The sequence below is a fragment of the Brevibacillus halotolerans genome (assembly GCF_026891775.1).
Classification (GTDB): domain Bacteria; phylum Bacillota; class Bacilli; order Brevibacillales; family Brevibacillaceae; genus Brevibacillus_B; species Brevibacillus_B halotolerans.
The window spans coordinates 1-267 of record NZ_JAPTNK010000076.1 but is presented as its reverse complement, the minus strand read 5'-3'; the positions used below and the strand labels follow the sequence as shown (position 1 = coordinate 267).

Annotated in this window: 1 pseudogene; it reads left to right on the top strand. The window is 39.0% G+C overall.

Features of this window, described 5'->3' with window-relative positions:
• Positions 1–267 (top strand): annotated as a pseudogene (locus O0550_RS24240) (IS3 family transposase); the annotation flags it as partial.

The window sequence follows — 267 nt, the reverse complement described above, 5'->3', positions numbered from 1 at the left end:
AAGAAGTGATGGATCAGCTTTGTATTAAAAACAAAACACAACTTAAAACATGGATGCGATGGTACAGAAATGGCGAGACACATCGTTTTGAGCAGCCTGTAGGTAAACAGTACACGTATGGGAAAGGGGCGGAATTTACCTCAGAGCTGGAGAAATTGAAACAAGAAAATAGGTTCTTAAAACAACAACTTGATGTTTTAAAAAAGTACAGGGAGTGGGAAAGGAGGTGTCACCAGAAGTAGTAGTTCAATGGATGAACGAGATAAA